Below are 22362 nucleotides of genomic sequence, written 5' to 3' on the forward strand. Positions count from 1 at the left end.
GACGCCTGCAATTTCCCAGAAGAGAAAGTAAGGGGCGCATGTACTACTATACGCTGTGACGGATGACGGCGGGGCAGGCGGGCCGCAGTCAGTCCCGCCGCAGCCAGGACCGGACTTCGGCGGCCACCCGCGTTGGGGCCTGATGCAGGATCCAGTGGTCCGCGCCTTCGATTTCGACCCGGGTCAGGTCGTCGCAATAGGCGTCCAACCCGGCCGTGGCTTCGGGCAGCAGCGCGCTGTCGTTGCTGCCCCAGAGCAACAGATGCGGCATTCGGACCCGCAGCGTTTCGACCGGCATCGCCGGCAGGTCGGTGATCACGTCGCCCGGCAGACCCAGCTTCAAGGGCGACGCACGATACCAGTTGACCATGCCGCGCATCCGGCCGGGCCTTGCCCATTCGGTGACATAGGCGGCGCGGCGCTCCGGGGTCATCCACGTCATGTCCATCCCGGCATTGAACAGGCTCAGCAGTTTGTTGAAATGATCCTCGGCCAAGTGGGTTTCCGACCCGTCCCGGCGCAGGGTGTGGATATATTGCGATGCCGCCGTCTGCGCCCCGCCCGCCGCCAATGCGCGCTGAAACGGACCCGGATGCACGCCGTTGGCGATGATCAGACGGCTGACCAGATCGGGCCGGGTGATCGCCAGCGCATAGGCCACCGCAGCGCCCCAGTCATGGCCGAACACGATCACCGGACGGTCCCCTAGGTATTCGATCAGCGCCACCATGTCGGCCACCAGCTTGCCAGCCTTGTAATCGCTCGCCTCCGCCGGGGCCCAGCTTTGACCATAGCCGCGCTGATCGGGGGCGACGCAATGATACTCGTCGGCCAATTCCGCCGCGACCTCGGCCCAGGCACCGGAATATTCCGGGAACCCGTGCAGCATCAGGATCACCGGATCGGCCCGGTTGCCCCAGCCTAGGTAATGAAACGGGTGGTCGTTCAGGTGAATATGATGGCTCAGCATGTCGAAATCTAACCCGTTGGCCGGGCCACAACAAGCCGTGTTGCGCTTGACCCCGATCAAGGCGCGATCCGTGTGTATGCGCTATAATTTAAGAGAATATTTAAGGAGAAATGAATGACCGTGCCGAAATCCGCCGCGCCGAAAAATTCCGTTAACGATTCCACACCGACCGCTGCCGCCCCGGATGCCGATGCCGTGATCGCGACAATCGCGATCCCCGAAGCCCCGACCGCGACAGATGGCAAAGCAGCGGCAGACCCTGCCGCCACGACGCCCCAGACGTCAAGCGGGCATCGCCATGCGCCAACCCCCGACGAGGTGCGCCGCGCATTTGAGACCGGGGAATATCCCTATAAAACCAAGATGAAGCGGCTGATCTACGAAAGGCAGAAGGCCAAGTTGCAGGCCGAATTACTGAAAGCGCAGCTTTGGGCGCAGGAAACCGGGCAGAAATTCGTGTTGCTGTTCGAAGGCCGCGATGCGGCGGGCAAGGGCGGCACCATCAAGCGTTTCAACGAACATCTCAATCCGCGCACCGCGCGGGTGGTGGCGCTGAACAAACCGACCGACGAAGAACGCGGCCAATGGTATTACCAGCGCTATATCGAACATCTGCCGACGGCGGGGGAAATGGTGTTTTACGACCGCAGTTGGTACAACCGCGCCGGGGTCGAACGGGTCATGGGGTTCTGTGAACCCAATGAATATCTCGAATTCATGCGCCAGACGCCGGAATTCGAACGGATGCTGGTCCGCTCCGGTGTCCGGCTGCACAAATACTGGTTCTCGGTCACCCGCGAAGAACAGATCCGCCGCTTCAAATCGCGCGAAACCGATCCGCTGAAACAGTGGAAACTCAGCCCGATCGACAAGGCGTCCTTGGGGAGATGGGATGATTACACCGAAGCGAAAGAAGCGATGTTCTTCTATACTGACACCGCCGATGCGCCTTGGACCGTTATCAAGTCGGATGACAAGAAACGCGCCCGGCTGAATTGTATGCTGCATTTCCTGTCGACGCTGGATTACCCCGGCAAGGATCTGCGTGTGGCCCATGCCCCCGACCCGCTGATCGTCGGCGGCGCGGCGCATGTGATCCACAAGGCCGATCACATCCTTGGGTCGGCGCTGCATCCCGACCTGCGCAAACCGCGCGACGAAGCGGTCTGAGGCCCTTGGCGCGGCGGCCGTCCGCCCGCCGCGCTAGCGCAGCGCCATCAGCCAATCCTGCGCCGGCTTCACTTCGGCAAAGCCAAGGCGCAGCGCCTTGGCCGGATTACCGCTGTCATCGCTCAGCGCCTTCCAGAAAGTGAAGGATTTCCGCCGCAGCAGATCACCGCGCGGATGATCGGCCGGGTAGGGCTGCGGCACCCGTTTCAGCTCGGGGTCCGAAAACCGGATGCCGTGGGCCTGCATTTCGGTCATCAGCCGCATCAGATCGGCCCCTTTCGGCCCTTCGGCGCGTTTGCGGAACGCCGCCAACCGGTCCTTGTCAAATCCCATCGCGCCGCCGCCCAGTAGCGTCCGGTCGGGTTCGATACCAAAGAAAAATGCGGTCTTGCCCAGCCCGTCACCGACCGTCCACATCATGTGCAGATGGGTCTTGTAGGGCGTCTTGTCCTTGGAAAACCGGATATCGCGCTGCGGTCGGAACAGCTTGGTTTCCACCGGCTTGCCGGTCTGGCGCTGCAAATCGGCCGCCACCACATCCAGAAGCGCCAAAGACGGCGCTTTCAAGTCGCGGTCATAGCGATCCTTGTGGGCGGTAAACCAGTCGCGGCTGTTATTGGCCTTCAGTTCGCCCAGAAAGGCGCGGGCATCGGAAACGAGGGTCGCAAAGGGCATCAGTGTCACCGCCGGTCAGGGTTGATGGCCTCAGCTTAAGCTCAACATCCGCGTCTGAGAACGAAAAAGACCACGGTGCCGGGCGCGAACCCGCGCCCGGTTCTACCACGGGTCGCATATTTTTCTGTCTTGCCGCCCCGGCATTCCAACGCTACGCCTTCTTGATGACCGCGCCCGTGATCTCTCCCATGACCCATTCCCAGCATGTCAGGAATATCCTGAAACTGGGGCTTCCGTTGATCGGAAGCCACGTGGCGCATTTCGCCATCACCCTGACGGATTCGGTGATGCTGGGCTGGTATGATGTCGAAGTCCTGGCCGCTCAGGTGATCGGCGCGACCCTGTTTTTCGTGCTTTTCATCATGGGCGAAGGCTTTGCCATGGCCTTGATGCCAATGGTGGCCGAAGCCGAAGAAGCGGGCGATGAAACCCAGGCCCGCCGCCTGACCCGGATGGCGATCTGGGCGTCGGTGCTGTTTGGCCTTGCCGTGCTGCCGATCCTGATCTGGTCCGGGCCGGTTCTGCGCGGACTGGGCCAGCAGCCGGGCTTGTCCCAAGGCGCACAGGACTATCTGCGCATCGCGGGCTGGTCGCTGTTCCCGGCGCTGCTGACGATGGTGCTGCGGTCGTTCCTGTCTGCGCTGGAACGCACCCAGATCGTGCTGTGGGTGACGCTGGCGGCGGTAGGGCTGAACGTGGTGGTGAATTACGCGCTGATCTTTGGTCATTGGGGAATGCCCGAAATGGGCATTCGCGGCGCGGCGGTGGCGACGCTGGTGGTGAACATGGCGTCGTTTATCCTGTTGGCGCTCTACGCGGCGATTGCGACCTCCGAACACGAATTGTTCGTCCGGTTCTGGCGGCCCGACTGGGATGCGTTCGGGCGGCTGTTCCGACTTGGTTGGCCAATCGGGATGGGCATGCTGGCCGAAGTCGGGCTGTTTGCTGCCGCCTCGATGATGATGGGCTGGTTGGGCACCAAGGAACTGGCGGCGCATGGCATTGCGTTGCAGATCGCGTCGGTGACCTTCATGGTGCATCTGGGATTAAGCAATGCTGCCACGGTGCGGGCTGGTCGCGCGATGGGGCGCAGATCGGTGGCCGATCTGCGGCGCGGCGGACAGATCGTGGTGCTGATATCGCTTTGCATTGCCGGGCTGGCGCTGATTACCTTCCTGACGATCCCCGCCCCCCTGTTGGGCCTGTTCCTGTCGCCCGATGATCCGCAACGCGATGCGGTAATCGCAATCGGTGTCGGGTTGCTGGCGGCGGCGGGCTTGTTTCAACTGGCCGATGCGGCGCAGGTGATCGTGATCGGGTTGCTGCGCGGGGCGCAGGATACCAAAGTGCCGATGCTGATCGCGGCGGTGTCCTATTGGCTGATCGGCATGCCGATTAGTTACAGTCTGGGCTTTGTCGCCGGTTGGGGCGGGGTCGGGATCTGGATCGGTCTGGCGATGGGGCTTGCCGTCGCTGCGATCCTGCTGAACCTGCGGTTCTGGGGGCCGGTGCTGCACCGGATCGAGGCAGAATTCGAATAGGCGGGATTTTCGCGTCGCTCGGGCAAATGGCCGCGCTGCTGCACAAACCTGCTTCGCCCGACTTGCTATGCTTTTGGGGCATATTTAACCCGAGAAACACACGTATAGGGAAGGTGCATCGTGCAAAAAATCAACACATCCAATCCGGATTTCGTAATCCAGCATGCCTCTCCGGATGATGCAGAACTTGTCGTTCAATACATGAAAAAACTTGGTGCCTATCAAAAGATGGCAGACAAGATCACCGCAACAGCGCCGCAAATCAAACGGCTTCTGGATGAAAAACTGGGTGAGGCGCTGTTTGGATACTACAAGGGTGAGATCGCAGGTTTTGCCTACTTTTGCCAGAAATCGTCTGCATTTACCGGTCGTTCAGGTCTCTACATCGATGGGTTTCTTGTGGATTCTGAAGTGCGTCATCAGGGTCTTGGAAAGATCATTATGGGCTATCTGTGCACGCTCGCTTTGGAACGAAACTGCCAGATGATGGAATGGGGTGTTCTGGACTGGAATACACCCGCAATTGAATTCTACCAGTCCCTTGGGGCCTATAGTATCGACGAGATGACGATTTTCAGATTTACACCGGACGATCTCAAATCAAATTCTGTTTTGTTCAAGGGCGGTGCATAGATCTCTTGATAAACGGATCGCACTTTTAACTGCCGTTTGGGCGCGTCGGCTAGTCGTCATCCTTGCGGGCGGCTTTCATCAACCTGTCGGCCTTCTTGCGCACCAGAACGGTGCGCAGGTCGTGCATCGCCAACAACAACGCGTCGGTGATGCCTTCCAACTGGTCATCGGTGGCGCGGCTGTTGGCCCAATGGGTGGTCAGGTTCATGTGATCGATGGCGCGGTGGATATCGTCGATATCGCGCTCGGCCAGCAATGCCGTGCGGTCGGCCATCCAGTCGCGGATGGCAATCTGGTCTTCATCGCTCAGCTTGCGGTCGCCATGCGGCTTGATTTCGCCGTTCTTGATGTTGACGTTGGCGATCTGTTCCAGCTCGATCCGGCGCTGGCGGTTTTCGGTATCGACACGAAACACGAACGCACCGTTTTCGCGGACGCGAAAATAATAATCGGGCAAGTCGACCGACATGCGTTTCCCCTCTTGCTCAGCTCAGCTCGGAACAGAATTTGGCGATCCGGTCGCAGGCTTCTTCCAGCGCGGCATCCGAGGTAGCGTAGCTGATGCGGAAATTGGGCGAAAGCCCGAACGCCGCGCCGAACACCGCCGCCACGCCGGTGTCGTTCAACAGTTCCGTCACGAATACCTCGTCGGTCGTGATCTCGACCCCCTTGGGCGTCGTCTTGCCGATCAACCCGGAAATCGACGGATAGACGTAAAACGCGCCTTCCGGGGTGGGGCAGGTGATGCCGTCAATGGCATTCAGCTTGGCCAGCACCAGATCGCGGCGGCGTTTGAAGATCTCGTTATGCGGGGCCAGAAAATCCTGCGGCCCGTTCAACGCCTCGACCGCCGCCCACTGGCTGATCGAACAGGGGTTCGAAGTCGATTGCGACTGAACCTTGCGGATCGCCGCGATCAGAGGCTCGGGGCCGGCGGCATAGCCGATCCGCCAGCCGGTCATCGCATAGGCCTTGGACACGCCGTTGACCGTCAGGGTGCGGTCATACAGTTTCGGTTCCACCTGCGCCGGGGTGCAGAATTCGAACCCGTCATAGGCCAGATGTTCATACATGTCATCCGACAGCACCCAGACATGCGGATGCTTCAGCAAAACGTCGGTCAGCGCCTTCAATTCGGCACGGCTATAGCCCGCGCCGGTCGGGTTGGACGGCGAATTGAACAACACCCATTTGGTGTTGCGGGTGATCGCCGCATCCAACTGTTCCGGCGTGATCTTGAAATCATTCTCCAGCCCGGCTTCGATGAACACCGGCACGCCTCCGGCCAGCAGCACCATATCGGGATAGCTGACCCAATAGGGGGCCGGGATCACCACCTCGTCCTCATGGTTCAGTGTCGCCATCAGCGCGTTATAAAGCACCTGCTTGCCGCCGGTTCCGACCGTGACCTGTTTGGGCGTGTATTCCAGCCCGTTATCGCGCTTGAACTTGGCGCAAATCGCCTGTTTCAACTCGGCAATGCCGTCAACGGCGGTATAGCGGGTCTTGCCGTCTTCGATGGCGCGAATGGCGGCGGCGCGGATGTTTTCCGGGGTGTCGAAATCCGGCTCGCCCGCCGACAATCCGATGATGTCGCGGCCCTGCGCCTTCAATTCGCCGACCAGACCGGTAATTGCCATCGTGGGTGACGGTTTCACACGCGCAAGCGTCTCGGATAGAAAAGACATTGGTGGCCTCGACTGGTTTGTGTTCCCTGACGTCCTGTCATAAGTTCACCAGCAAGACCGATCAAGCGGGATCGGCGGGGAAAGACATAAGATGCACCAAACCGGCACAGAAAGCACAGGCGATTGGTACGGCCCGGAATCGGCCACGTTCGGCGACCGCGTCGCAGCGGCCCGCGAACAGGCGGGCATGGATCAGAAAAAACTGGCCAAGCGGCTGGGGGTCAAACTGAAGACCTTGCAGGATTGGGAATACGACCTGTCCGAACCGCGCGCCAACAAACTCAGCATGATGGCGGGGCTGCTCAATGTCTCGATCCCATGGTTGCTGATGGGGCAGGGCGACGGCGTCGAAGATCCCGGCGATCCGGCCACGCTGGCCCCCGATATCGCCGATTTGCTGACCGAATTGCGCGATCTGAAAGTACAGATTTCGGGTGCCGCCGACCGGCTGGGAAAAATGGAAAAACAACTGCGGCTGAAACTGAAGGGCGACTGACACGATGGGCGAATTGCGTGAACACAGGTTGAAACGGCTCGCCATGCGCTCGATGCGGCGCGGCATCAAGGAAATGGATATCATCCTGACGCGCTATGCCGACGCCAGGCTTGACGGCATGACCGATGCCCAGCTCGACGCCTATGACCTGTTACTGGAAGAAAACGATCAGGATCTGTATCAATGGGTTTCGGGCCAAACCGCGGCCCCGGCGCATGTATCCGACCTGATCGCCGATATCAGAACGGCAATGGACTCGGTGAATTAGATCGCATTTTAGCGATATGCCAATTGGATTTAACACATTATTGGGCTTTTCCCCCGAACCTCCTGTCTGAGCAATTTCGGACGGAGATCGGTATGACCATTTACAACGCGATGCAAAACGGTGACCGCACCGGCTTCATGACCAGCTACCTTGACGCGCTGGCGTTGGTGGAACGGTTGCACCGGCTGTTGCTGGATGTGATCAAGGATGAATTCGAACGCACCGGCGTGTTGGACATCAACGCGGTGCAGGCGCTTTTGTTGTTCAATATCGGCGATAACGAAGTGACGGCGGGCGAACTGAAATCGCGCGGCTATTACCAAGGCAGCAATGTCAGCTATAACCTGAAAAAACTGGTCGAAATGGGCTATATGCACCATCAGCGCTGCGAAATCGATCGCCGCTCGGTGCGGGTGCGGCTGACCCCGAAAGGGCGGCGCATCCGCGATATGGTGGCCGAACTGTTCGCCCGCCATGCCGAAGGCATGCAAGACAAGGGCGTGCTGGGCCCGGACGGTGTCACCGAAATTTCCAGTTCGCTGCGCCGGGTCGAACGCTACTGGACCGATCAAATCCGCTATATCTACTGATGCAGCCTCGCCGGGCGCTGCTGCGTCCCGCCCGGCAGATCGGCACGGGTCAGAACCAGCCCCTGCAATTCGCGGATCAGCTTGCGCGCCATCGCGTCTTCGTAATCGTCGAACCCCGCCGCAGCTTCGGTAAAGGCTCCGGGGCCACGGATCACGTAAGCTTGAAAATAACCCTCCAGCGCGGCCTGACCGGCCGCGCCGCGCGTCGCTTCTACTGGCCCTTCGGGGGCAATCACCAACCCGTTCACCGTCACATCCGACAATTCGGCGCTGTCGCGGATCACATGCGGCAATGGCCCGGTATTCGAGGGCCCGTCACCGGACAGGTCCAGCACCTTGCGGGTGCAATGGCCGCGCGTTTTCAATTCGGCCGCGCCCGCCCGCATCGCCGACCCCAGGGCGGTCGACGGATCGCCGGACCCGCGCAGGGTGGCGCGCAACTGTCCGGCAATGGCGGCAATCGCCGCCGCGTCCGCCACCGGTTGCCACGGCTGCACCACCCGCTGATCGTTTGGCCCGCTCCATTCGAACACCATCAATTCGACCGGGTCGCCGGGCAGCGCCAACAGCGCCGCCTGCACCTCGGGCCGCAACAACGCGGCGGCCAACCCGTCCATCTGCAACCGGTATTCGCTGCCATCGACCGATCCCGACACGTCCAGCCCCAACGCCAACGCGACCCGGCACGCCGCCGCCGCCCCCGGCAATCCGCTTAGCGCCAGCATCACAACAGCCATCACCGCCTTCATTGCGCCGGCTCCAGCATCCCGGTTATCATCGGTGCCAATTCCCGTTCCAGCTTGCGCCGCAGCGCGGTTTCGTAATCTTCATACCCGGCGGCAATTTGCAAAAACGCCCCCGGCCCGTGCAACACATGATCGCGGAAATAGGGCACAATCGGGGTGTCATGGCTTTCGCCCGGCACCTCGATCACCAGACCATTCACCACCACCCCGGCAAAGGGAAAGGCACTATAGGCCTGTTGCGGGCCAAAGCCTTCGTTGTTTTCACCGTCGCCGCTGATGTCGAGCGTGCGAAACAGACACTCCGGCCCGCGCTGCAACAACGTCGCCCCATATCCCAGCGCATGCCCCAACGCGGTGGGAAAATCCCGCGTGCTGCGGTTCGATCGGCCCAGCCGTTCAGCGACAGCAAACAGATCGGCAGGGGTCGAAATCAACACCCAGTCCAGCAGCAGTTTCTGATTGCTTCGACCGCTCCATTCATAAACGGCCAGCGCCACCGGCGCGGGGGCGGCGAAAAACGCCGTCTCCACCTCGGGCGCCAGCAGCGCTGCAGCCATGCCGCGCCGCTGCAACCCGTCCTCGGCTTTGGACACCGACGATGACACATCCAAAGCCAGCACCAGCGCAAGGCGACAGTCCGCAGCGCGGGCTGGCGGCGCGATCATTCCCGCCGTCAGAACCGCCAGAACGACCGCCGCCCGCCGCATCACCAGTGTCCGGTATTTTCCATACTGGCCCAAGGCTCCGCCGGGGCCAGCGCATCACCGATCTGCAGCAATTCAACCGAAATATTGTCGGGCGACCGGACAAAGGCCATATTGCCATCACGCGGCGGCCGGTTGATCACCACGCCGTTATCCATCAGGTGCTGGCACATGTCATAGATGTTTTCGACGCCATAGGCCAAATGTCCGAAATGGCGGCTGTCTGACGGCAATCCGTCATCGCCGTCCCAGTTATAAGTCAGCTCGACCGGGCATTCTTCCTGCCCTTCGGCGGCCAGGTAAACCAGGCTGAAGCGGCCTGCCTCGCTGTCATAGCGCTTGATTTCCTTCAGCCCCAGCAATTCATAAAAAGCCATGCTTTTTTCCAGGTCCTTCACCCGGACCATGGTGTGCAGATACTTGATTTTCATGATTTTCCTTTTCCCGATCCTTCAGAAACTGGATTTGATCCCAAAGGAAACCGACATTTCATTGGTTTCGAACCGGCTGACATTGCTGCGCGTCTTCCGGGCTTGCACCTTTAAAGTCGGGACAAATCCGGCATAGTCAAGCTTGCGGAAGCTGAAATCGACCGCCCCGAACAGCATTTCATCTTCGCGCCCGCCCGGCACCACCAATAACCCCAACGCGTAATCGGGATAGCGCCGCAGGCTGGCACCAAGGCTGGCCGATACCGTCACCGGCCCCAGCGGCTTGGCAAAGCGATACCCGATATATCCGGTCGCCTGCTGTTGCCGCGAATTGCGCGTTGCGCTTTGCGCATCGGACAGGGTCAGCCCCAGATTGATCCGGTCGCCGCTGACCAGGGTCGTTCCGTATTCCGCCCGTAAATCCACCTCATCGACCGGGCGCAGCGATGCTCGGTCGGGCAGACGGCGCAGCAGCCGCGCTGACAATCGCAACCCGCTGCCTTCGGTCAGTTTGAAATCCTTGGCGATCCCGGCCTGCATCACCCACTGATACGGCGCGCCCCCATACCAGCTACGCCCGACGCCACCATCCAGCGTCACCAACCCTGTGCCTGCCTTGGTGCGATGTTCCAGCCCCAGTTCCAGATGGTCATAGGCATAATCGCCGTTTTCTGCCGCCGGGGCCAGGGCCCGCGCGTCTTGCGACAACCGCACCCGCTGGGCGTAATAGCTGGCGATCAACCGTGTTTCGTGGCGTTTCGATCCCGACAACCGGCGCGAATAGCGCAGGTAAGCGGTGCAGCGCAGCCCTGACAAGGCCTGCGCATCGTCGCTCAGAACCCCCACGACCGGCAACCCGTCGATGAAATTATAGGGGCTATCAGTGCCGTTGTTCAGGTTGTTGCTGGGGGCCAGCGAAAACTGTGCCGAAACCGTCCACGGGGTGATTTGGCGCAGGATCTTGTAATCCTCGATCACCCGCGGGCGCAGGTCTTCAGCGGGCAGATGCAGCAGCGACCGGCGCAGCCACAGCTGGGCCAACCCGTTCTGTTTGCCGTCCAGCGACAGCTTCGCCGCCAACTGCGATGCCTGAAACTTTTCCTGCCTTGTGCGCGCATGGCGGTAAGCCAGCGCGGCAGCGCGGCGGCCATCGCGGGGCTGTTTCAACTGCATCAGCGCGCGGGCGATGATGAAATGGGCCTGTGCGTCATGCGGATCACGCCGCAACAGCCCGCTGGCCAGTTGCAGCGCCAAATTCGGCTGACCGGATTGCAACGCGCCCAATGCGATATCGCGGGCTTTGGGAATGGACAGCCGGACGGTGTCTTGCGGATCGGCCCATCCCGGCGCCGCAGCCAGCAGGCTCAGTGCCAGCAAAAAGACCCGGACCCCGGCCTTAAAGATTGTCGCAGACCGGGTCATCATTGGCCGCGCCGCAGCGGGTCAAGACGAAGACCCCGTATTCTTCTTCGCCTTCAAGCGGCCCATCTTCGTCGAATTCGGTCAGATACACAACGCCACCAACCGCCGTGGCCCCGGCACCGCCGAAAATCCCGGCGTAATCGCCGATCGTGTTGCCGACATCGCCCTGATATTCCGCCGAACCGGCAAATTCACCATTATCGTCGATCGCGGTCGCCACCAGCATGATATCGGGCAATGATCCCAACCCGGGCAGATCGTCGACCAGAACGCGGTTGGAAATCTCCGCATCGACCTGACCATTGGCGAAATCGGCATTCAGCAGGATGATCCCGGTGATCCGGTCGGCCTGTCCCGGTGGCGTCAGGTTGGTCGGAATGCCTGAATCGTCCAGCAATTGCGCTCCTGCGCCGTCGACATTGGTCACGGCGGCATAAGTGCCGAAATATTGCGCTTCGCCCTCGCTGACCGGATGGTCATAGGGCGAATAGATGCCCGCGCCTTGCCGGGCATAGAATCCGCCGCCGAAATAACGGTTGTTGTTGCCGCCATCGGCCACCACACCGGCGACCACTTCATTGCCGTTGCTTTCCTGAAACAGCGCCGTGTAATGCCGGTCGGCCGGGGTCTGCTGCATCATGTAGCCCTGATACCCGGCGGTATCGAGCGCCGGAACCCGCGTATAGGTCGCATTGCGCGTGCCGCCATGGATCGCATTGACCCGCAGGATCAATTCGCCGCTATCGGCGTCGTAATCCACCGCTTCCAGGCTGCCGGCGACGGCTTCTGCCGCCGGATTGGCGGCCATGCTGACATCGGTATTGACCCCGCCCGGATCGGCGGTGCAAGCGGCAAGCAGCACCGGGGCTGCCAGTAATTTGGCGAAATGGGTCATTTGCCTCAATCCCTACGATCGACTGCTCTGGGGCAGTTTTTATTATCGGCTCGTGCAAACCATCCCTGTGGTGGTGGTAAAAGTCAATGTTTCAAGCCCCGGATGCGGAAAAAACCGCCCCGCTGTTGCATCCGAAAACCTGTGCTCATATTGTCATTTTCCCGCGACCTATAGCTAGATATAGTGGCGCTACCGCGTGATTCACCGAATAAGGAAGCCCGACATGCCCGTCACCCCCGAACAGCAGGCCGAAATCGACGCGTTGCGCGCCAACCCCCGCCCGACCTTGCGGGCGGTGTCCGACGGGATGGAGGCGCATCTTTACACCATCAACCCGGTGCTCGATCATGGGTTCGTCCGGGTCATCGATTACATGGGGGACGATGCCGCGATCTGTCAGGCCGCCCGGGTCAGCTATGGCAAGGGCACCAAATCGGTGCAGAACGACGAGGGCCTGATCCGCTACCTGATGCGGCACTGGCATTCGACCCCGTTCGAAATGTGCGAATTGAAATTGCACGTCAAATTGCCGGTCTTCGTGGCGCGGCAATGGATTCGTCACCGCACCGCCAACGTCAACGAATACTCCGCCCGCTATTCGATCCTTGACCGCGAATTCTATATCCCCTCGGCCGATCAGCTGGCCGCCCAGTCCAGCATCAACAATCAGGGCCGGGGCGAAGCCCTGACCGGGGCCGAGGCCGAAAGGGTGCTCGACATCCTCAAATCCGACGCCGCGCGCTGCTATGACCATTATCAGGACATGATTTCCGACGACGGTCAGCAGGGTCTGGCCCGCGAACTGGCCCGGATGAACCTGCCCGCCAATATCTATACCCAATGGTATTGGAAGGTCGACCTGCACAACCTGCTGCATTTCCTGCGCCTGCGCGCCGACGCCCATGCCCAATACGAAATCCGCGTCTATGCCGACGAGATTTGCAAACTGGTCGCCGACTGGGTGCCGTTTGCCTATAAGGCGTTCGAAGATTATCGCATGGGTGGTGAAACGCTTAGCGCTGCCGCCCTTGATTGTGTCCGCCGGATGTTGAAAGGTGAGGAGGTCACCCAGGAGACTTCCGGCATGTCCGCGCGGGAGTGGCGGGAGTTGCAAGAGGTTTTGGGGTGAAGCATTTGAAAAAGGCCGTAGTACACGCGAAAAATTTTAGAGGCTTTAGTGAGCTTTCAATTGATTTGACAGCTATAAATTTTGTTGTTGGAGATAATAGTTCTGGAAAAACCTCTATTCTGCACCTAATCAATGCGGTTCTTACATCCGAGCTGTCGGGTGTCCCGAAATTAGATACCGATCTTTCAGTCGGCCGTTTTGACTATTTTTCGCCATATTTTTCTAATGATGATGTGACACTCGGATTTGAAATTGAAGATGATTCAGGCAAGTATATAAAAATTATTACACTGAGGCAAAAAAGCGTGGGAGAAGTGCCTCAGGTGGAAAAGTGTACATATGCGACTGAAAAACTGCAGATATCACTGAGAAGATTCGGAAAAAAATTAAAGGCAAAAAAGGTTTACAAAGATAATTCTTGTGATTGGGCTGATGTCTGTTCTCTTCATGAATCTACGACGGGATTCAGTTTGCTGAAGGATGAGGAAAATGTACCCCCCCCAAATCATCTTTTTGCGGTAACTCAAGTTCTTGAAAGAAGAAAGGAAGCTCCCGATGCTGATCTGATTAAGCGTCTCATGTTTGAGGATTTATACGGTGTGAGGCACATCGCGCCGGTGCGCGGAATGCCGGAAAAGTTTTATAACTTTGATAGAAAATACAACGCAAGTGGTAAGCACTTCGCGACGATGTGGCACGATATTAAAAAGAATTATGAAAAAGATCTGAGAAAAATATTTCGAAGCTTTGGCCGCTCTGCTTCATTGTTCGATGATCTGGAAATATCTAGGGTGGCCAAGGGATTGCCAGATTCACCTTTGATTGTTCGGGTTAGTAAAAATGGACAGGAGTTTTTTCTGAACCAAGTTGGTGTCGGCGTTTCACAAGTTGTTCCAATCTTGGTGGAAATGGTCTTCGAAGCACACGAAGAGGATGGTAACTACCTTTTGTTTCAGCAGCCAGAGTTGCATTTGCATCCCGTCGCACAGGCGGCTCTAGGTGATCTGTTTTTTGAAATGTCAAGTAAGCTGCGCGGTATGACCATAGAGACGCATAGCAACTTTTTTATTGATAGGTTTAGGCTAGCGATAAGAAATTCGGAAAATGGTGAGGCGCGAAGGGCTAACATACTTTATTGCTCAAACTCGGAGAGTGGAAATAAATGTGAGGTAATTGAAATAAGTAATGATGGTCGGTTGGTTGATCCACCTTATGAGTATTTTAAATTCTTTCTGTCGGAGCTGGAGGCTACGACCTTCTGATGGCAAGGGTTTTCTTAGATGTAAACTTATTTGGCCAAGAATGGTTCGGGCCAATAAAGGTCGAACTTCAAGAATGTAGTAGTGTTCGTTTTTCATATTCTAGAGTTCAAAAATTGCTTGATGAGCATCAGAAAAATGTGAAGGCGAAAACATTCTATCAAATTATGTCGCAGCTTAACCGTGTTGATGTTGCTGATTCTAATGCTGTCCAAAAAAGAATGGACAAGTTGCAGGAAAACAAAAAATGGAAAAATGAAAAGGATTGTGATGATCCTCATATTTTTGCGATTGTTTATGAAATGCCAACGCCATATGTCTTTTCCTCAGATACAGATATGGCAAATTGCCGAAGATGTATTCAAAATTCTGTGGATTCTAAATTTTGCCAATTTATCGTTATTGCTAGCGATGCTATTTATAGAAAGCACAGGCAAAAAGTTTTGAAATAGCAAGCCGTAGGGTGCGTACTCGCACGCACCATTGATCCCGCCGCCCTACATGTTGTGTGACCTTACACCCCTCCATCCACAGCAAGCCGTAGGGTGCGTGCTCGCACGCACCACTCTTCCCGCTGTCCGATCTCCTGCGTGACATCACGCCCTCACCATCCAAACTCCCCCTTTCCGACCAAACGCGAAGGGTAACCCCCGGCCGCGGGTGGGGGTGAAGTCCCCGCCGTCGTGCTGCAAGCGCGCCTCCGGCGTGACGGGGGCGGTCGGGGGCTGCCCGGCCTTCAGCCGGGCGGGTGCTCTGATTTGAGCGTGGCGCTTCTGGCGCCGTTTTGGGATGGCCGTAGGCCGGGCTTCAGCCCGGCAAATCCCCGATCTCCGAAATCCCGCACGGGCTTATGGCCGCGATTGGCGGGCTGAAGCCCGCCCTACATCGCTGATCCCGGGCGGCCCGCAATGCCGGTCCGATTTCGATCCCGGCGCAAATCCGGCCGCGCCGCGCGGGTTAACAACCCGTTACCGGCATCTGTAGCGTTTGGCGCTGCAAATTGTACAAATCGCATCAAAAAACATTGCGCCAGATCAATCCGGACCTAGCTGATTAAGCGTAGCCTGAAGAAAACCAAGAAGGAGGCACCGGATGCAAATCCAGATCAATACCGACCATAATATTCAGGGCGACGACCGGGTGGCCGAAGTCTGCGAACAGATCGTCACCGACGCTTTGGCCCCCATATCTAGCCGTCTGACCCGGGTCGAGGTCCATATCAAGGATATTCGCGGTCCCAAGGGCGGTGAAGATATCCGCGCCACGGTCGAAGCCCGCCCCGAGGGTCTGCGCCCCTATGCCGCCCATCACGATGCGACCGACATCAAGGTGGCGCTGCGGCAGGCCGCGAAGAAGCTCAAGCAGCGCCTTGATGCCGAATTCGGCAAGCTGGCAAGTCACTGATTCTAGTTATAAAAATCGGCCCGTTTTCGAGCGGGCCGGTATTGTTTCCATTTAGGAAACGCTGCATTTCCCAATATTCGCCTTTGACATGTGCAACCGGTCATTTACCCTGTCCGCACTGCTATTTAACGCCTTTCCATTGTTCCGAAGGGGGTCCCATGACCACATTTCACAAACTTGCCCTGCTCAGCCTCGCCGCGCTCCTGCCCGCCGCCGCGCAGGCCGAACCTAGGATTTATGCTTATGACTCCCCTGCCAACTACTGCCCGCAGGGATTGCAGCCGATTCAGATCAATGGCGTGATCTGCTGCGGCACCCCGAACCAACCGGTCAGCTATCAATCGATGATGCGGGAAAATTCAACGCGCAGAAGCACTTATCGCGCATCTCGCGCGATCTGCCCAGAAGGGCAAAAGGGCTGCTACATGCAGTAAGCCCGCTGTATTCGGGTGACGGGGGCCGTCACCCGGTCAGTTCTGTCTCAAAGCAGTTTGAGGTCGCCTGCCATCTGACGGCCATCTCGGCCATCAGCCAGGTCGTATTCGACCTTCTGATCATCGGCCAGCCCGGTCAATCCTGACCGTTCGACTGCCGAGATGTGAACAAATACATCCTTGCCACCGTCATCGGGGGCGATGAAACCATAACCTTTGGTGGTATTGAACCATTTCACGGTGCCCGTCGGCATTTCCGTGTCTCCTTCTTGTCGTCTTCCCCCTGTGAATGCGGGGCCCATGTTCCACCGGCCTGACAATGCTGTTGAAAATAAAACAACTTAAACGAACCCTGCTTTCGCCAATGTCACGATTCGAGCATTGCAGCGGGAATGTAAAAATCAAGCAAAACAGGGGTGATTGCCGCAGATATGCACGCTATTGATGCAAAAACGACGGTTTGAAGGTGAGATATGAAAATTTACGGGCTGAAAAATTGCGATACCTGCCGCAAGGCGGCCAAGGCGCTGCCAGCGGCCGAACTGGTCGATATCCGGGCCACGCCATTGGAACCGGCGCTACGCCAAGCGGCCCATGCGCGTTTCGGTGCCGCGCTGCTGAACACCCGGTCGACCACTTGGCGCGGTCTGGACGACGCGGAACGGTCACGCCCGGCGCTGGATCTTCTGGCCGACCACCCGGCCCTGATGAAACGGCCGCTGATCGTGGATGATCAGGGCGCGCTGCATCTGGGCTGGGGCAAGGACGTACAGGCGGCATTGCTTGGCAAATAGGCCGAACATGCTTATCTGCCGTAACGGACCAATGGAGGGTCGAAAATGCGCAACGCGGCTTTGATGCTGGGGGTGATCGGCGGGATCATCGGGATGATCGTCGGCTTTTTCAGCTTCGGCTATACCGAAGTGATCGACCGTTACGGCGAAGTCGAAGGGATGTTCGAACAGGTGTCGAATGTTCAACTGATCCGGGTTTCCAGCTTCGCCGCCCCTTTGCTGGCGATTGCTGGCGGCGCGATGGCGCGGGCGCGGGCGTTGTGGGGCGGTGTCCTGATGCTGCTATCGGCGGCGGGGATGATGTATGCCTTTGGCTTCAACGCTTTCACCATGTTCCCGATCGGCTTTGTCGGGGTTGGTGGTTTGCTGGCTATCGCGGCTGGGAAACCGGATGAACCAAAGCCGCATTTCTAAGCAATAGCCGGTCCAGCGACAGCGGTCCGGCCCCCTTCACCACCAGCACCACCAGCGCCAGTATCCAGAAACCACGCTGATCCAGGATCACCCCGTCGGGCATCCGGTCGAACCAGGCCCCAAGCGTTTCAATATGCTTGATGCCGCCATGGCCGAACAAATCGGTCAGCGATTGGACCGCGATGAATCCGATCATGCCCAGCGACGCCAGACGGGTGAACAGCCCCAAAACGATCAGCACGGGCAGCAGGAATTCGGCCCAGGTTCCGGCCACCACCACCGCCCAATGAAGCAGGCTCAGCTGGCCGCTGTCATAGCCGACCGCTTCGAAAGCCTTGGGGAAAATCTGCGCATAGGCTCCGGTCGAAGGGCTGAGAAAACCGAATATCCCATCACCCAGCTTGGTCGCCGCCGAGGCCCAGAAATAGCCCGTCAAAACAGCGGCGAACAGGAACCGCGCCAGCGTAGGCAGGACCCATTCGGCCCGGTTCAACCGACCTGCGAAAGAATGATAAATCTGGATCAGGGCGGTCATGTCGCGTCCTCCACGTCGATATCAGTCAGCGCGGATTGCGCCAAAAGCAGTCCTATCACCTGTCCCAGATCGGCGTCGGGCGCGCGGGTCATCGCTTCGGCAAGCATCGCTCCAGAAAGCAAAGAAGCGATTAACCTTGCGTCCGCTTGGGTCAGTGGGTGCAATTCGGGATCGTAATGCGGCCTTGTGACCAGCACCGGCTGTGCGGTGCCGGGTGGGGCCAGGGCATCTGCGTTCAACGCCTTTTCGCGGATCGACCAGATCGGCCAATCGGATCGGATCAAGCGCACCGCAGGCGCAAACATCAACCGGGCACGGTTCAGCGCATCGGGCGCAGTCTCTGCCAATTGCGCCGGGTCAATCGTGGTCACGTCGGCGGCGTGATAGGATTGCCGCATTGCATATTCCAACCGCGCCACATCGGGTAAATATCCCAATGATTCCAATGATGAAATGGCGGCGATATAATCGGCAAAGCTGTCCCCGTAGAGCATCATCACCGGCGATTTTGGCGGCTGGGCACGCAGATATCCCTGCGCCACCGTTTCAAAATTACGCGTACCCAACAGCCGGGCGGTGGCCGGAAATCCGGTTTCCAGCGCCTCTTTCAGCGATACCGCGACATTGTTGCGATAAACGGAAAACCGTTTGCCTGCCGGACGGCCCGCACTGTCGGTTAACCCGTTTGGAACGGGCTGTGACGGGTCCAGCAGGGCGGTGCGAAATTCTGTCTGGGTCATGCTGGCACCCGGGTCAGCGCAGCAGCGGCGCGGGACGCTTCGGCGGCCAGCGTGGCCCAGTCGGGCACATCGGTGTCCCATTCGATCAGGGTCGGACGCGGCCCGGCGCGGTCCAGCACATGATCCAGCAGGGTCCAGACCGGATCGGCCACTTCGCGCCCGTGACTGTCGATCAGCAACGGCGCCCCGTGGTCGTCCTGATCCTCGTCATGGCCGCCCAGATGGATTTCCCCAACCTGATCAAGCGCGAAAGCATCGACATAAGCGCAGGGATCATAATTCAGGTTTGTGGCCGAAACGAAGATGTTGTTGACGTCCAGCAGCAGCCCGCAATCGGTCCGTTTCGCCACTTCGGCCAAAAACGCCGGTTCGTCATAGCTCGACGCCGCAAAGGCCAGATAAGAAGACGGGTTTTCCAGCAGCATGCGCCGCCCGATCACATCCTGCACTTGGTCGATATGGTCGCAGACACGCTGCAACGTCGTCTGCGTATAGGGCAGCGGCAACAGATCGTTCAGAAACGCGCTGTCATGGGTCGACCAGGCCAGATGTTCGGAAAAACTGGCCGGATTCAGCCAGTCGCACAGATGCTTCAACCGGGTCAGATGGTCGGTGTCCAGCGCCGTTTCGCCGCCGATTGACAATCCGACACCATGCACCGAAATCGGGAAACGGTCGGCCAGATGACGCAACTGCGCAATCGGGCGACCACCGTCGCCCATGTAATTTTCGGCGTGGATTTCCAACCAACTGACCGATCCCGGATCGGTGAGAATATCGCTATAGTGCTGTGGCTTGTATCCGACGCCCGGCGCGGCGGGCAGGGTTGTTTTGGCATGGTCGAACATGGTGGCCGATCCTCCCGGTATTGCAAAAGGGGCGGGGATCATCCCCGCCCCAAATGGTCTTAGCCGTCCATCGGCAGGTCACGGTCCAGCGCTTCCAGCGAACCGTGACGCATGCCGCCATCGGCCATGGCGGGCAGTTCGATATCCATGCAGGTGCCAGCATCGACCAGAGACCAGGCATTGCCTTGATAATCGACCTTCGAGGTGCCGGCACAGGTGGTTCCGGGGCCGGCGGCGCAATCATTTTGCCCTGCCATCGACACACCAAAGCATTTTTCCTTGGCACCTTCGGCAGAGGCGGTAGTGGTATGGGCGGACAGTGCGGCAGCGACGGCACCTACAACGGCGAGGGTTTTTATGGTGTTGGACATTTCTCTTCCCTTTCGGTTTTAATTCAGATCGCTTCGAAGCGATGACTAAAAGGTAGGGAATAGAAGGTGTCACAGGCCACTCACGTGCCTGTGTATCACGCGCGCGTGTCACGGCGTGATTGGCAGATACCCAATTGGGGCGATTTAACCCAAAAATATTACGGCCCGCGGCGGGATTTCCGTCGCGGGCCGTGAATTATTTTCGATTTTGTTACAGAAGATCGGGCGGCGTCGCTTCGATCTTCAAGGAACTCACGATCTCGTCCAGCGATGTAACAGAGGTTTGCTTTTCGCCCAGACGGCGCACTGACACGGTGCCTTCTTCGACTTCCTTCAGGCCGCAGGCCAAGATGACCGGCACCTTGCCCAAGCTGTGTTCGCGGACCTTGTAGTTGATCTTTTCGTTGCGCAAATCGGCTTCAGCGCGGATACCTTCGGCTTGCAGGGCGGCCACGACTTCGCGGCAATACGCGTCGGCATCCGACACGATCGAAGCGACCACCACCTGACGCGGCGCAAGCCAGAACGGCAATTTGCCAGCATGTTCTTCGATCAGGATACCAATGAAGCGCTCGAAACTGCCCAGCGTCGCACGGTGCAGCATCACCGGACGGTGTTTTTCCCCGTCCGACCCGATGTAATTGGCATCCAACCGTTCCGGCAGCACGAAATCCACCTGCAAGGTGCCGCATTGCCAATCACGACCGATCGCGTCGGTCAGCACGAATTCAAGCTTGGGACCGTAAAACGCGCCTTCGCCGGGGTTCAATTCGATATCGTTGGTCACTTTGCGGGTGGCAGACAACAGCGCCTGTTCGGCGCGATCCCAAACCGCATCGGACCCGGCCCGCGTGTCGGGGCGGTCGGAAAACTTGATCTTGTAGCTGGGAAATCCAAGATCGCTGTAAATCTCGCTCAGAAAGCCGATGAATTTTTCGGTCTCTGCCGCGATCTGGCCTTCTTCGCAGAAAATATGCGCATCGTCCTGAGTGAACCCGCGCACCCGCATGATGCCATGCAATGCGCCCGATGGTTCATAGCGGTTGCACGACCCGAATTCGGCCATCCGCAGCGGCAGATCGCGGTAGGATTTCAAACCCTGATTGAAGATCTGCACGTGACACGGGCAGTTCATCGGCTTCAGCGCGTTGATCGCCTTTTCGCGGGCATGTTCTTCGTCCACTTCGACGATGAACATGTTTTCCTGGTATTTTTCCCAATGGCCGCTGGCTTCCCACAGTTTGCGGTCGACCACCTGCGGCGTGTTGACCTCGACATAGCCGCCCTTTTGCTGCTGGCGGCGCATGTAATCTTGCAACGTGGTATAGATGAGCCATCCGTTCGGGTGCCAGAAGATCTGACCGGGGGCTTCTTCCTGCATGTGGAACAGGTTCATTTCGCGGCCCAGCTTGCGGTGGTCGCGCTTGGCGGCTTCCTCCAGCATGGTCATATGCGCTTTCAGCGCCTTGCGGTCCTTGAAAGCAACGCCGTAAATCCGCTGCAGCATCGGCCGGGTATTGTCGCCCAGCCAATAGGCCCCGGCCACATGGGTCAGCTTGAACCCATCGGCAGGCAATTGCCCGGTGCTTTGCAAATGCGGGCCGCGGCACAGGTCCATCCATTCGCCATGCCAATACATCCGCAGGTCTTCACCTTCAGGAATGCGGTCGATCAGTTCGATCTTATAAGGTTCGTGGCTGCCGCGATAATGCTCAATCGCGCGGGCCCGGTCCCAGACTTCAGTCTTCACGTCGTCGCGGGCGTTGATAATGTCTTTCATCCGCGCTTCGATCCGGCCCAGATCTTCGGGGGTAAACGGTTCTTCGCGGTCGAAATCGTAAAACCAGCCGTAATCGCGGACCGGGCCGATGGTGACTTTGACATCGGGCCAGATATCCTGCACCGCGCGGGCCATGACGTGGGCCAGATCGTGCCGGATCAGTTCCAGCGCCGGGGCATCATCCTGCATCGTGTTGATTGCAATGCTGGCGTCTTCTTTGATCGGCCATTGCAAATCCCAATGCTGCCCGTTCACGGACGCGCTGATCGCTTTTTTCGACAGGGATTTGGAAATGTCGGCAGCGATTTCGGCGGCGGTGATCCCGGCCTCGAATTTGCGTGCATTGCCATCGGGGAAAGTAAGAGTGACTTCAGCCATTGCTTGGCCTCCTCGTCAGTTTGGCGCCCACGGAACGCCCGGTTGCG

The 22362-nt window shown here is 58.6% G+C and carries 28 protein-coding genes; 13 read left to right on the forward strand and 15 right to left on the reverse strand.

The window, feature by feature from the left end:
* Positions 1-88: 88 nt before the first annotated feature.
* Entirely contained in the window at positions 89-1030 is a 942-nt protein-coding gene (locus TG4357_RS15505; RefSeq protein ID WP_306345485.1) for an alpha/beta fold hydrolase, read from the reverse strand.
* Positions 1031-1084: 54 nt separating this feature from the next.
* Here TG4357_RS15505 and ppk2 point away from each other — a divergent pair, with 54 nt between their 5' ends.
* On the forward strand, positions 1085-2140 hold the full coding sequence (ppk2, locus tag TG4357_RS15510) for a polyphosphate kinase 2 (RefSeq protein ID WP_074646704.1): 1056 nt from the start codon (positions 1085-1087) through the stop codon (positions 2138-2140).
* 33 nt (positions 2141-2173) lie between these two features.
* On the opposite strand, the gene TG4357_RS15515 is transcribed toward ppk2, so the two are convergent.
* A complete protein-coding gene (locus TG4357_RS15515) occupies positions 2174-2815 on the reverse strand; it encodes a DUF2461 domain-containing protein (protein WP_058263801.1) in 642 nt (213 codons plus the stop codon).
* Between the two features lie 188 nt (positions 2816-3003).
* On the opposite strand from TG4357_RS15515, the gene TG4357_RS15520 reads away from it, so the two are divergent.
* Both TG4357_RS15520 and TG4357_RS15525 read left to right on the forward strand, forming a co-directional pair.
* Positions 3004-4356 (forward strand): MATE family efflux transporter, encoded by a 1353-nt coding sequence (locus tag TG4357_RS15520; protein WP_175473909.1) that lies wholly within the window; start codon positions 3004-3006, stop codon positions 4354-4356.
* A gap of 120 nt (positions 4357-4476) precedes the next feature.
* Positions 4477-4989, forward strand: coding sequence for a GNAT family N-acetyltransferase (locus TG4357_RS15525; RefSeq protein ID WP_058263802.1), 513 nt, complete (start codon positions 4477-4479; stop codon positions 4987-4989).
* Positions 4990-5038: 49 nt separating this feature from the next.
* Here TG4357_RS15525 and TG4357_RS15530 read toward each other — a convergent pair whose 3' ends face one another.
* Together TG4357_RS15530 and TG4357_RS15535 are read right to left on the reverse strand one after the other, a co-directional pair.
* Positions 5039-5458 (reverse strand): hypothetical protein, encoded by a 420-nt coding sequence (locus TG4357_RS15530; RefSeq protein WP_058263803.1) that lies wholly within the window; start codon positions 5456-5458, stop codon positions 5039-5041.
* Positions 5459-5474: 16 nt separating this feature from the next.
* Positions 5475-6677, reverse strand: coding sequence for a pyridoxal phosphate-dependent aminotransferase (locus TG4357_RS15535; protein WP_058263804.1), 1203 nt, complete (start codon positions 6675-6677; stop codon positions 5475-5477).
* A gap of 91 nt (positions 6678-6768) precedes the next feature.
* Between TG4357_RS15535 and TG4357_RS15540 the strand changes: the two genes are divergently transcribed.
* The 3 genes from TG4357_RS15540 to TG4357_RS15550 all read left to right on the forward strand — a co-directional run bounded on the left by TG4357_RS15540 (position 6769) and on the right by TG4357_RS15550 (position 8031).
* Positions 6769-7173 carry a helix-turn-helix domain-containing protein gene (locus tag TG4357_RS15540; RefSeq protein WP_058263805.1) on the forward strand — a complete coding sequence of 135 codons (405 nt, stop codon included), beginning with the start codon at positions 6769-6771 and terminating at the stop codon, positions 7171-7173.
* Between the two features lie 4 nt (positions 7174-7177).
* Positions 7178-7441 (forward strand): succinate dehydrogenase assembly factor 2, encoded by a 264-nt coding sequence (locus TG4357_RS15545; protein ID WP_058263806.1) that lies wholly within the window; start codon positions 7178-7180, stop codon positions 7439-7441.
* Between the two features lie 92 nt (positions 7442-7533).
* On the forward strand, positions 7534-8031 hold the full coding sequence (locus TG4357_RS15550; protein ID WP_058263807.1) for a MarR family winged helix-turn-helix transcriptional regulator: 498 nt from the start codon (positions 7534-7536) through the stop codon (positions 8029-8031).
* Here TG4357_RS15550 and TG4357_RS15555 read toward each other — a convergent pair.
* Genes TG4357_RS15555 through TG4357_RS15575 form a run of 5 tightly spaced genes read right to left on the reverse strand, consistent with a single transcriptional unit; the run spans position 8025 to position 12229 of the window.
* Complete coding sequence (locus TG4357_RS15555) at positions 8025-8768, reverse strand: DUF1194 domain-containing protein (protein WP_233487526.1); 744 nt, start codon at positions 8766-8768, stop codon at positions 8025-8027. The two genes, TG4357_RS15550 and TG4357_RS15555, sit on opposite strands and share 7 nt — an antisense overlap.
* A gap of 8 nt (positions 8769-8776) precedes the next feature.
* Positions 8777-9484: a DUF1194 domain-containing protein gene (locus TG4357_RS15560; RefSeq protein WP_058263809.1), complete on the reverse strand. Its 708-nt coding sequence runs from the start codon at positions 9482-9484 to the stop codon at positions 8777-8779.
* Positions 9484-9912, reverse strand: coding sequence for a VOC family protein (locus TG4357_RS15565; protein WP_058263810.1), 429 nt, complete (start codon positions 9910-9912; stop codon positions 9484-9486). Before TG4357_RS15565 ends, TG4357_RS15560 begins: the two co-directional genes overlap by 1 nt.
* A 21-nt stretch (positions 9913-9933) precedes the next feature.
* Positions 9934-11337, reverse strand: a complete 1404-nt coding sequence (locus TG4357_RS15570) for a surface lipoprotein assembly modifier (RefSeq protein ID WP_058263811.1) — start codon at positions 11335-11337, stop codon at positions 9934-9936.
* Positions 11309-12229 (reverse strand): hypothetical protein, encoded by a 921-nt coding sequence (locus TG4357_RS15575; protein ID WP_058263812.1) that lies wholly within the window; start codon positions 12227-12229, stop codon positions 11309-11311. The genes TG4357_RS15570 and TG4357_RS15575 overlap by 29 nt, the downstream gene beginning before the upstream one ends.
* A 223-nt stretch (positions 12230-12452) precedes the next feature.
* On the opposite strand from TG4357_RS15575, the gene thyX reads away from it, so the two are divergent.
* The 5 genes from thyX to TG4357_RS15605 all read left to right on the forward strand — a co-directional run bounded on the left by thyX (position 12453) and on the right by TG4357_RS15605 (position 16455).
* Complete coding sequence (thyX, locus tag TG4357_RS15580; protein ID WP_058263813.1) at positions 12453-13358, forward strand: FAD-dependent thymidylate synthase; 906 nt, start codon at positions 12453-12455, stop codon at positions 13356-13358.
* On the forward strand, positions 13355-14620 hold the full coding sequence (locus TG4357_RS15585; RefSeq protein ID WP_058263814.1) for an AAA family ATPase: 1266 nt from the start codon (positions 13355-13357) through the stop codon (positions 14618-14620). The genes thyX and TG4357_RS15585 overlap by 4 nt, the downstream gene beginning before the upstream one ends.
* Positions 14620-15069, forward strand: coding sequence for a hypothetical protein (locus TG4357_RS19365; protein WP_139193558.1), 450 nt, complete (start codon positions 14620-14622; stop codon positions 15067-15069). Before TG4357_RS15585 ends, TG4357_RS19365 begins: the two co-directional genes overlap by 1 nt.
* A gap of 640 nt (positions 15070-15709) precedes the next feature.
* Entirely contained in the window at positions 15710-16021 is a 312-nt protein-coding gene (locus TG4357_RS15600) for an HPF/RaiA family ribosome-associated protein (protein WP_058263817.1), read from the forward strand.
* A gap of 158 nt (positions 16022-16179) precedes the next feature.
* The gene (locus tag TG4357_RS15605) at positions 16180-16455 is read left to right on the forward strand and encodes a hypothetical protein (protein ID WP_058263818.1); all 276 of its coding nucleotides are present in this window, start codon (positions 16180-16182) and stop codon (positions 16453-16455) included.
* 47 nt (positions 16456-16502) lie between these two features.
* Here the strand turns inward: TG4357_RS15605 and TG4357_RS15610 are convergent, their stop codons facing one another.
* Positions 16503-16709 carry a cold-shock protein gene (locus TG4357_RS15610; protein ID WP_058263819.1) on the reverse strand — a complete coding sequence of 69 codons (207 nt, stop codon included), beginning with the start codon at positions 16707-16709 and terminating at the stop codon, positions 16503-16505.
* Between the two features lie 219 nt (positions 16710-16928).
* Between TG4357_RS15610 and TG4357_RS15615 the strand changes: the two genes are divergently transcribed.
* Together TG4357_RS15615 and TG4357_RS15620 are read left to right on the forward strand one after the other, a co-directional pair.
* The gene (locus TG4357_RS15615; RefSeq protein WP_058263820.1) at positions 16929-17249 is read left to right on the forward strand and encodes an arsenate reductase family protein; all 321 of its coding nucleotides are present in this window, start codon (positions 16929-16931) and stop codon (positions 17247-17249) included.
* 45 nt (positions 17250-17294) lie between these two features.
* Positions 17295-17663, forward strand: coding sequence for a hypothetical protein (locus tag TG4357_RS15620; protein WP_058263821.1), 369 nt, complete (start codon positions 17295-17297; stop codon positions 17661-17663).
* Here the strand turns inward: TG4357_RS15620 and TG4357_RS15625 are convergent.
* The 5 genes from TG4357_RS15625 to thrS all read right to left on the reverse strand — a co-directional run bounded on the left by TG4357_RS15625 (position 17620) and on the right by thrS (position 22315).
* The gene (locus tag TG4357_RS15625; protein ID WP_058263822.1) at positions 17620-18198 is read right to left on the reverse strand and encodes a DoxX family protein; all 579 of its coding nucleotides are present in this window, start codon (positions 18196-18198) and stop codon (positions 17620-17622) included. The genes TG4357_RS15620 and TG4357_RS15625 overlap by 44 nt on opposite strands.
* On the reverse strand, positions 18195-18938 hold the full coding sequence (locus tag TG4357_RS15630; RefSeq protein WP_058263823.1) for an HvfC/BufC N-terminal domain-containing protein: 744 nt from the start codon (positions 18936-18938) through the stop codon (positions 18195-18197). The genes TG4357_RS15625 and TG4357_RS15630 overlap by 4 nt, the downstream gene beginning before the upstream one ends.
* A complete protein-coding gene (gene bufB, locus TG4357_RS15635) occupies positions 18935-19786 on the reverse strand; it encodes an MNIO family bufferin maturase (RefSeq protein ID WP_058263824.1) in 852 nt (283 codons plus the stop codon). Before bufB ends, TG4357_RS15630 begins: the two co-directional genes overlap by 4 nt.
* Positions 19787-19845: 59 nt before the next feature.
* Positions 19846-20157 (reverse strand): BufA1 family periplasmic bufferin-type metallophore, encoded by a 312-nt coding sequence (locus tag TG4357_RS15640; protein ID WP_058263825.1) that lies wholly within the window; start codon positions 20155-20157, stop codon positions 19846-19848.
* A gap of 211 nt (positions 20158-20368) precedes the next feature.
* The gene (gene thrS / locus TG4357_RS15645) at positions 20369-22315 is read right to left on the reverse strand and encodes a threonine--tRNA ligase (RefSeq protein ID WP_058263826.1); all 1947 of its coding nucleotides are present in this window, start codon (positions 22313-22315) and stop codon (positions 20369-20371) included.
* Positions 22316-22362 lie beyond the last annotated feature (47 nt).

Origin of the sequence: Thalassovita gelatinovora, assembly GCF_001458355.1 — a bacterium.
GTDB classification, from domain to species: Bacteria; Pseudomonadota; Alphaproteobacteria; order Rhodobacterales; family Rhodobacteraceae; genus Thalassobius; species Thalassobius gelatinovorus.